The organism is Bacteroidota bacterium (genome assembly GCA_034723125.1).
Lineage (GTDB): Bacteria > Bacteroidota > Bacteroidia > CAILMK01 > JAAYUY01 > JAYEOP01.
This window is the reverse complement of sequence record JAYEOP010000226.1, coordinates 3,890-13,379: the sequence shown is the minus strand read 5'-3', so window position 1 is coordinate 13,379 and position 9,490 is coordinate 3,890. Positions and strand designations below refer to the sequence as shown.

8 protein-coding genes and 1 other RNA gene are annotated in these 9,490 nt (G+C 29.7%); 7 read left to right on the top strand and 2 right to left on the bottom strand.

Annotated features, from left to right (window positions below):
• Positions 1–33: 33 nt before the first annotated feature.
• Both U9R42_06415 and ssrA read right to left on the bottom strand, forming a co-directional pair.
• Positions 34–1,020 carry a hypothetical protein gene (locus U9R42_06415; protein MEA3495653.1) on the bottom strand — a complete coding sequence of 329 codons (987 nt, stop codon included), beginning with the start codon at positions 1,018–1,020 and terminating at the stop codon, positions 34–36.
• A 95-nt stretch (positions 1,021–1,115) separates the two neighbouring features.
• Positions 1,116–1,480, bottom strand: a transfer-messenger RNA (tmRNA) gene (gene ssrA / locus U9R42_06410).
• 165 nt (positions 1,481–1,645) lie between these two features.
• Between ssrA and U9R42_06405 the strand changes: the two genes are divergently transcribed.
• The 7 genes from U9R42_06405 to murA all read left to right on the top strand — a co-directional run bounded on the left by U9R42_06405 (position 1,646) and on the right by murA (position 9,429).
• Entirely contained in the window at positions 1,646–2,263 is a 618-nt protein-coding gene (locus U9R42_06405) for a hypothetical protein (GenBank protein MEA3495652.1), read from the top strand.
• A 131-nt stretch (positions 2,264–2,394) separates the two neighbouring features.
• Positions 2,395–3,606, top strand: a complete 1,212-nt coding sequence (locus U9R42_06400) for an NAD(P)-dependent oxidoreductase (protein ID MEA3495651.1) — start codon at positions 2,395–2,397, stop codon at positions 3,604–3,606.
• 92 nt (positions 3,607–3,698) lie between these two features.
• Positions 3,699–4,385: a tRNA (guanosine(37)-N1)-methyltransferase TrmD gene (gene trmD / locus U9R42_06395; GenBank protein ID MEA3495650.1), complete on the top strand. Its 687-nt coding sequence runs from the start codon at positions 3,699–3,701 to the stop codon at positions 4,383–4,385.
• Between the two features lie 125 nt (positions 4,386–4,510).
• The gene (rplS, locus tag U9R42_06390; GenBank protein MEA3495649.1) at positions 4,511–4,858 is read left to right on the top strand and encodes a 50S ribosomal protein L19; all 348 of its coding nucleotides are present in this window, start codon (positions 4,511–4,513) and stop codon (positions 4,856–4,858) included.
• Between the two features lie 193 nt (positions 4,859–5,051).
• A complete protein-coding gene (locus U9R42_06385; protein MEA3495648.1) occupies positions 5,052–7,286 on the top strand; it encodes a UvrD-helicase domain-containing protein in 2,235 nt (744 codons plus the stop codon).
• Positions 7,287–7,492: 206 nt separating this feature from the next.
• Complete coding sequence (locus U9R42_06380; GenBank protein MEA3495647.1) at positions 7,493–8,113, top strand: DUF4290 domain-containing protein; 621 nt, start codon at positions 7,493–7,495, stop codon at positions 8,111–8,113.
• A 5-nt stretch (positions 8,114–8,118) separates the two neighbouring features.
• Positions 8,119–9,429: a UDP-N-acetylglucosamine 1-carboxyvinyltransferase gene (murA, locus tag U9R42_06375; protein ID MEA3495646.1), complete on the top strand. Its 1,311-nt coding sequence runs from the start codon at positions 8,119–8,121 to the stop codon at positions 9,427–9,429.
• Positions 9,430–9,490 lie beyond the last annotated feature (61 nt).

Here is a 9,490-nt window from a genome sequence, read left to right as displayed (position 1 = left end):
TTTTCTTATAGCCACTATTTACAGAACCTCCCTTTATTTATTTTTGTAATTAGTATTTGTTTTCACAATATAATCCCAATTATCAAAAGCCTTGTTGAATTCATCAGGAAAAGCTTTTCTTAATTCATCAGCATCGCTAACAAAAAAATCTTTTCTTCCTTTTCTCAGGTCATAGGTATAGGTTCCAATTGTTTTTGGCTTATAATTTTCTTCAAGTATTGAATTCGCAAGTTCCGAAGGCCAGCCATGTTTGGGGAAAATATGAATTTCCTTTTGATTTTTATCAAAAACAATTTTTTTAGGTTGTTTTTTTACAGTAGCAACTTTTTCTTTAGGCTTTTTTTTGCTACTTTTTGATACAACTTTCTTTTCAGGATTAATGATTAGTGATTGTTGTGCAAGCAATTTTTCCTGTTCTGCCTGTAATTCTTTCATCTTAGCAATGTCCGCATTTCGTTTTGCAAGTTTTTCAGTTTTACGTTTATTTTTCTCTATTTCCTTAGCAATTTTGCATCTTAGCTTTTTAAGAGTCTCATATTTTTCACCCATTTTAAAGGTGTATCTATTATCGTAATAGAAATTATTTTTGTTACGGTTATAATCTAATCTACCAATAGCTACGTCAATAATTTTTGCAAAGCGAGGATTATTTTCACAGTTTTTATCAAAAGCAACTTCAATTTCAAACATAAAATTTTGAGTTTTCTTTTTTTTAGGAACTCTGGTATCTATTTCTATGGATTTTGAATAATATTTTGGATGAGAGAAATGTATAGTATATTCTTTATCAAGTTCAAGGGAAATATAATTATCTAAAGTGTCTGTTGAATACACAATTTCATTACTATTGCCATTTCTTTGATTTATTTCAATCTTTATTCCTTTAATGTTTAAATTTTCAAGGCTTTGTAATTTTAACAATACCTTCAAACGATAATCTTGTTGTGCATTTGTTTTAACAACGGATAAAGTAAAAAAAATCAGCAATAATATTTTTATGTTAAAAGAGAAAATCTTCATTATTGCATATTTAAAATTTTTTAAAACAAGATTAATATAAATGAAGCAAAAATACTTAAAATTGCATTAATATTGGGGGCTTTTAAGAAAAATATTAGTGGAGCCGGGGAGATTCGAACTCCCGTCCAGAGAGAGTACAAAACTTATTTTCTACATGTTTAGCATTTTGTTGTACTCAAGTAAATTAGGTCAAATGCTTACCAAAATTTACTCAAAGAACCTTAAATTGTCGATTTGTTGTCGGAACCTCAACAAACGTATTCCATTGATTCGATCTTCTATGCTGAATCATTAACGGAAAAAATGATTCAAGAAGAATAGCTAGATAGTCCTTGACTACGCAGCTATAGAATAATTGTTATTGTCAATTATTATTGTGTGAAAAAGATTTACGGGATTGTCCACATTACCCGACATGCTTACAACTTCCATTCCTAACCTGTCAAATCCAGTCGGCCCCAATAAAATAAAGAACTATTTTTTTCGCCACAAAGATACAATAAATATACCTTTAATAAAAAAAGATAACGATATTTAAAAAAAATTATTTAAATTGAATCAATTTATATTTGTAGATTAGTGCTTTAAAAAAAATGAAGATTTGTTGAAATAATAACCAGATTGTATGTTTTGCCCAAATTGTAAATGTGAATATGTTGACTGGCTTGAAAAGTGTCCTACTTGCAATATCCCTCTTGAATACTCATTGCCAACAGAAAGAAAAGCAAAGAAAAACTCGAAAAATAATTATGAAGAAATTGTTAAGCTTGTAAAAGAAAACAATGGTGAAATTAATATCGAAGTGCTAACCACAGATGTCGGGAAGTATAAAGAATTCAGCTATCCCTATCGTAGTTATGGTTTTGGGTGGGTAAAAAAAATGAAAGGTAACAACAACAAACTATTTGTTGAATTAACAACAAATCAAGTTGGTATGGCAAAAAAATATAGCTTTCCTTATTTCGGATACGGATATTGCTGGGAAAAGAAAATGGCAGGAACTATAAACGGTAATGAATTTGAATTAAAAATTAAAAAAGCAGAAAGGATTAAAAAATTAAAATTTCCTTTTAGAGGATACGGATTTGCATGGACAAAAGAAATGCAAGGTGTTTGTTGTGATAAGCTGAAATTCAAATACAGAAGTTCTGATGTGGAAACAGAAAAAGCTTGGCAATTCCCGTATTTTACTTTCGGTTTTGCATGGACATCAAAAGGGATTTTAACTATTTCATTGCTTTAAAATTGAAATATTTCCTTGCAATTAAATTTTGTTATACAAAAATCAAAAATATCAAAATACTTTATTTTTATTTGTAATTCAATTTTTTAACACTTTAAATTCACTATAAAAAGATTTACAAATAAACTTTTATGGAAAAATGTAAAATAGGGTTAATTAAAGAAAGAAAAAATCCACCGGATTCAAGAGTAGCATTAACACCGATTCAGCTTAGCCAATTAACAGCAACAAATAATGAATTAATTATTAATATTGAATCATCAAAGGCAAGATGTTTTAAAGATGAAGAATATAGAAATCTAAAGTTGAATGTTGTAGAGAATGTTAGTGATTGTCAGCTTTTACTGGGAGTTAAAGAAGTCCCCATAGAGCATTTAATTGAAGGAAAAGATTATATGTTTTTTTCGCATACATTTAAAAAACAACTATATAACCGGAATTTGTTAAAAACAGTGTTAAAAAAAAATATTCGATTAATTGACTATGAAATTATTGTTGATGAAAATGGAATAAGATTAATTGGTTTTGGCAAATATGCAGGAATTGTGGGTACTCACTATGCATTGCTTATGTGGGGAAAGAAAACAGGAGCTTATGATTTTAAAAGAGCTGTTGAATGCTATGACTATAACGAAATGATTAAACAATATGAAAATGCAAACTTTGGAAAAGCAAGAATTATTGTTACTGGAACAGGTAAAGTTTCTAATGGTTGTATTTTAGTTCTTGATAAAGCAAAAATAAAAAGAGTTAGTTCAGAAGAATTTTTAACAAAAAAATTTGATGAAGCGGTTTATCTTCAAATTGATGTTGACGAAATAAATAAACATAAAGAAGGTAAGGCTTTTGAATTTCAGCACTTTTTTGATAATCCTAAAGACTATGAAAGTAAATTTGAAAAATACCTTTCTAAAACGGATATTTTAATAAATGGTATGTATTGGGATATTGATGCTCCAAGGCTTTTTACCAAAGAGGATGTTACAGCCAAAAATTTTAATATAAAAGTTATTTCTGATGTATCTTGCGATATTAACGGTTCAGTTCCAATAACAATTAAAGCTACTACAATTGCAAATCCTTATTATGGTTTTGATGCTGATAAAATGCAAGAATGTGATGCTTTTACAAAAAAGAGTATTGACATGATGACTGTTGATAATCTTCCGAATGAATTACCACGAGATGCATCAATTATGTTTGGAAGTGTGATGTTAAACAAACTAATCCCACTTTATCTAAAAGATCCTCATCATGAAATTTTACAAAATGCTACAATTGCTGAAAACGGGAAATTAAAAGAAAAATTTAGTTATTTGCAGGATTATGTGGATGGGAAATAATTAAAGGGAGGTTCTCCCTTAAGAGACTTGCTAAAAAATCCTGTTTTTAAAATATTTGCTAATTTCGTTACAAAATTTATTAGACTGACAAAATGCATATCCACATTTTAACCATATTCCCACAAATGTTTGACGGATTTTTTAATGATTCAATAATTAAAAGGGCGGTTGATAAAAAATTGGTTAAAATATCTCTTTATAATTTTAGAGAATATGGGATAAAAAGTGGAATAAGAAAAGAGGTTGATGACTATGCATTTGGCGGTGGAGCAGGGATGGTAATGCGTATTGAACCAATTGTAAAATGCCTTGAAGATATTCAAAAGGAAGTAAAGCTTGATGAAATAATTTTTTTAACACCTGATGGGAAAAAATTTGAGCAATCAATTGCTAATGAGTTATCGCTAAACAAAAATATTGCTTTACTATGTGGAAGATACAAAGGGATTGATCAGCGAATAAGAGATAATTTTGTAACCAAAGAAATTTCAATAGGAGATTATGTGCTATCAGGAGGCGAGCTTGCAGCAGCAGTACTATCCGATGCTATTATCCGCTTGATACCCGGAGTACTTTCTAATGAAAGCTCGGCTCTGCTTGATTCTTTTCAAGGGGAGTTGCTTGATGCACCTGTTTACACAAGACCCGAAAAATTTAGAGATATGAATGTTCCTGATGTTTTACTTTCGGGAGATCATAAAAAAATTGAAGAATGGAGATATCAAAAAGCATTGGAAAAAACAAAAAAGCAAAGACCTGATATTTATAATAAGCTGTAATGGATTTTTTAATAGGGTTTTAGTGAAAATTTGACAATCAAAAAAAATAATCAAATAAAAGGTTGTTTGAAGAATAAGATTATTTATATTTGCACTCCATTTTAAAACCGCTAAATAGAGTTAAAATGAACGAGCTAATAAGAGAAGTGCAAAAAGAAAGTACAAGAACAGACCTGCCTGAATTTAATGCAGGAGATACAATAATTGTTTATTACAAAATTATTGAAGGTGAAAAAGAAAGAACCCAACCTTTTCAGGGAATTGTATTGCAAAAAAAAGGTGAAAAAGAAGTAAAAACTTTTACAGTAAGAAAAATTTCAGGCGGTATTGGAGTTGAAAGAATTTTCCCAATAAACTCACCAAAAATTGAGAAAATTGAAATAAAGAAAAGAGGAAAAGTTCGTAGAGCAAAGATTTTCTATCTCCGTAAATTAAGTGGTAAAAGTGCCAGAATCAAAGAGAGAAGAAGTTAATTTATTGAATCTTTTCCTAAAAGAATTATTATTTCCGAATAGTCTGCTATTTTTTCATAATAATTAAATTCAAATTGCATTTCTGTAAAAATATTATTAATTTTACAGTCAAAATTTTATTACCATGATTGTAAATTCAAGGGGTTTTTTTTTGACAAAAATAATTTTTACTGAATAATTAAACACATCTATAATTTTGGAAAACATTCTTTCTGAACTTAATGAAGCACAAAGAAAAGCTGTTCAACACATTAACGGACCATCACTAATCATTGCAGGTGCCGGCTCAGGAAAAACACGTGTTCTTACAACTCGTATTGCATATCTTGTACATAACAATATTGACCCCTTTAAAATTTTAGCTTTAACTTTTACAAATAAAGCGGCAAGCGAAATGCGTGAAAGAATTCAAGCGATGATTGGCACTGAAGCAAAAAACTTGTGGATGGGAACTTTCCATTCTGTTTTTGCACGAATTTTAAGACGTGAAGCTGAGAAAATAAAATATCCGGTAAATTTTACAATTTATGATACAGAGGACTCCAAAAAACTGATAAAAACAATAGTTAAAGAAAAACAATTAGATGCAAAATTGTATAAAGCTTCATTTGTTTATAACGTAATATCAAATGCAAAAAACAACTTTATTAAACCAATAAAGTATTTTGAAGATGAAGAAATAAATGCTGAAAATATTTCAACAGGAAAACCTAAATTAGGAGAAATTTATGTTGAATATGCAAAAAGATGTTTTAAGGCAGGTGCCATGGATTTTGATGATTTATTGGTAAAAACTCATGACTTACTTGATACTTTTCCTGATGTTTTAAATAAATATCAACAATTTTTTAAATATGTACTTGTTGATGAATTTCAAGATACTAACCTTGTTCAATATTTAATTATTAAAAAAATATCTGCATCAAACAGAAATATTAGTGTAGTAGGTGATGATGCTCAAAGTATTTATTCTTTCAGGGGAGCAAATATTAAAAATATTCTGAACTTTGAAAAGGATTATCCCGAACTAAAAATATTTAAGCTGGAGCAAAATTACAGATCGACAAAAATGATTGTTTCCGCCTCTGATAATGTTATTAAGAAAAATAAATATCAGCTTGAAAAAAAATTGTGGACATCAAATTTAGAGGGTAACAAAATAAAACTTTTAAAAGCAAACTCTGAAAATAATGAAGGAGAAAAGGTAGTACATATTATTTTTAATGAACTAAAAAATAAAAATTTTCAACCCAAAGATTTTGCAATACTTTATCGTACAAATGCACAATCAAGAGCTTTTGAAGAATCACTACGAAGACTAAGAATTCCTTATAGGATAATCGGTGGAATTTCATTTTATCAAAGAAAAGAAATAAAAGATGTATTAGCTTATTGCAGATTAGCACTTAACACAAAAGATGAAGAAGCAATAAGACGAATAATAAATTATCCTAAAAGAGGAATTGGAGCTACTACTCTTGTTAAATTATCTGTTTGGGCAAACGAAAATAATGTTTCACTTTGGGATGTAGCATGCAACATAGACGATTCTCCTTTGAGTGCTAGAGTAAAAAATGCAATTCGGGATTTTACAATGTTAATCAAATCTTTTATAATAGAAATAGAACAAAAAAATGCTTTTGAAGCAGTTTCAAAAATCGTAAAAGAAACAGGTATTCAGAAATTGCTGTATGAAGATGAGGATATTGAAAACAAATCAAGGTATGAAAACTTGCAAACATTATTAACTGCAATAAAGGAATTTTCAATAAGAGAGGATATTGAAGATAATGGTTTAGGCACATTTTTACAAGAAGTTTCTTTGCTAACCGATGCAGATACCAAAGCTGATTCGGATAATTATGTACCTTTAATGACTATTCATTCTGCTAAAGGACTTGAATTTCCTGTGGTTTTTGTTGTTGGGATGGAAGAAACACTTTTTCCCTCACAAATGGCTTTGGATACCAGAGAAGATATTGAAGAAGAAAGACGACTTTTTTATGTGGCTTTAACCAGAGCAGAACAAAAACTATTTTTATCATTTGCAGAGTCAAGATTTCAATGGGGAAACATGTCTTTTAATGAACCAAGTAGGTTTATTGAAGAAATAGAAAGCAAATATTTAGATTATGAAACAATAGTTACTACTCCCCAGAGAGCTATTCCGCAAAAGCAAGTCGTACCTAAGCCAGTAAGAAGAACAAAATTTATAAAAAAAGTAGAACCGAATCTTCCTTCTAATTTTAGAGCACAGGACATGTTAAATGTGCAAGTAGGTATGCAAATTGAACATAGCAGATTTGGTAAAGGGAAAATTTTAAATATTGAAGGGAATTTAAATAATAAAAAAGCAACAATTTTTTTCCCTGATTTTGGACAAAAAACGATATTGTTAAAATTTGCAAAAATGAAAATTATTGACTAAGAATATTAATTTGCAGAAATTATTTTTAACCTTAATCCAATAATAAAATTTTGCGTAGATTTGTAATCCTTAATAATTTAGCATAGATATTAAAAAATTGTTAATAGCGTTTTATTGCTTGTATTGGAAATGAAATTCCATATAAAATAAATGAGAACAAAAAGAAATGTATTTATAGAACCCCCTTTAGAAAATAAGTATTTTTTATGAATTATAACACAGAGAAAGCCCCACTTATATTACCTGAATACGGTAGGAATGTTCATTTACTAATAGATATTGCATTAAAAGTTGAAGATAAAGAAGATAGAACAAAAATTGCTTATTCTATAATTGACATAATGATGAGCTTGGGAAGTCAGTCCAAAAATCAACCTGAGTACATGCAAAAATTATGGGAACATTTGTATATTATGTCAGATTATAAATTGGATATTGATTCACCATTTCCAAAACCTGAAAGAAAAGAAAAACCATTTGAGTACAAAGACAAAAAACTTCTAAGCTATTCAAAAAGACATCATAAGTATCATTTTTATGGTGAAAATGTAGAGCTAATTATTAAAAAGGTAACAGAGCTTGAAGATGAAGAAATGAAAAATAAAATCATAAATTCTATTGCCAATTACATGAGAACAGCTTACCAATCATGGAACAATGATTCTGTTGCGGATGAGGTTATTATCGGACATCTTAAAGAATTATCGAATGGGAAAATATTACTTGATGTAATGCCGGAAGCAGCTAAATTTAAGCCATCAAGAAAATTTGGCAAGAAAAAATCAAATAATTATAAAAAGAAAAGGCGTAATAAAAATAAATACTAATAAAAATGGACGTATTCAAAATAAATGGTCCTGTAAAATTAAAAGGCGAAATACAGCCTCAAGGGGCAAAAAACGAAGCTTTGCAGGTTATTGCTGCTGTTTTACTGACTGATGACAAAGTCGTTATTAATAATTTACCTGAAATTAAAGATATTTTTAGGCAAATTGATTTATTGAAAATGCTTGGTGTAAAAGTAAAACGTTTAAAAAAGAATTCTTACGAATTTCAAGCTAATGATGTAAATATTGATAATGTAAGGTCGGATGATTTTGTAAAATTAAGTAGAAACATCAGAGGTTCTGTAATGTTGATAGGACCTATACTTGCACGTTACAAAGAAATGATTTTGTCGAAACCCGGAGGAGATAAAATCGGAAGACGAAAATTGGATACACATTTACTTGGCTTTCAGGAATTAGGTGCAAAGTTTAATTATGACAGCCAATCAGGTTTTTTTAAAATTACTGCCAATAAACTCAAAGGGAAATATCTTCATCTTGATGAGCCATCAGTTACAGGTACTGCGAATATTGTAATGGCAGCCGTTTTAGCAAAAGGGCAAACTACAATTTACAACGCTGCTTGCGAGCCTTATGTTCAGCAATTGTGTAAAATGCTGAATTCAATGGGTGCTAAAATTTCCAATATAGGAACCAACAAACTAATAATTGAAGGTGTTGATTCACTTGGTGGTTGTGAGCATACATGCCTATCGGACATGATTGAAATAGGTAGTTTTATTGGGCTTGCGGCAATGACAGGCTCAGAGCTTGTGATTAATAATGCAAGAAAAGAAGAACTTGGAATAATTCCTAATGTTTTTAAAAAACTTGGTGTAAGCTTCGCTTTTAATGATGATAAAATAATTATTCCCGAGCAAAGGATTTATGAAATTGAAACACAGATTGATGGAACTATTCCAACAATTTATGACGCACCATGGCCGGGCTTTTCTCCCGATCTGATAAGCATTGCAATTGTTGTTGCTTCTCTTGCGAAAGGCAATGTTCTTATTCATCAAAAAATGTTTGAAAGCCGTTTGTTTTTTGTTGATAATCTCATTGATATGGGAGCTCAAATAATTCTTTGCGATCCTCATAGAGCAACAATAATAGGCTCGGAAAAAAAATATCCTTTAAAAGGAATTAAAATGCGTTCTCCTGATATTAGAGCAGGGGTTGCTTTACTGCTTGCCGCTCTTTCTGCAGAAGGAACAAGCTACATTCATAACATTGAACAAATTGACAGAGGCTACGAACAAATTGAAAAAAGATTGAATAATATTGGAGCGAATATTATTAGAATGAAAGAATAATATTTTTACGATTGGTTATTTGTTTAAACGCAGAGTCGCAGAAACGCAGAGGAAAAAGTAA

What these genes read in the sequence shown, in the direction of transcription:
- U9R42_06405 (MEA3495652.1), top strand. Translation starts at nt 1,646, where the DNA reads ATGTTTTGCCCAAATTGTAAATGTGAATATGTTGACTGGCTTGAAAAG.
- U9R42_06380 (MEA3495647.1), top strand. Translation starts at nt 7,493, where the DNA reads ATGAATTATAACACAGAGAAAGCCCCACTTATATTACCTGAATACGGT.
- U9R42_06400 (MEA3495651.1), top strand. Translation starts at nt 2,395, where the DNA reads ATGGAAAAATGTAAAATAGGGTTAATTAAAGAAAGAAAAAATCCACCG.
- U9R42_06415 (MEA3495653.1), bottom strand. Translation starts at nt 1,020, where the DNA reads ATGAAGATTTTCTCTTTTAACATAAAAATATTATTGCTGATTTTTTTT.
- rplS (MEA3495649.1), top strand. Translation starts at nt 4,511, where the DNA reads ATGAACGAGCTAATAAGAGAAGTGCAAAAAGAAAGTACAAGAACAGAC.
- murA (MEA3495646.1), top strand. Translation starts at nt 8,119, where the DNA reads ATGGACGTATTCAAAATAAATGGTCCTGTAAAATTAAAAGGCGAAATA.
- trmD (MEA3495650.1), top strand. Translation starts at nt 3,699, where the DNA reads ATGCATATCCACATTTTAACCATATTCCCACAAATGTTTGACGGATTT.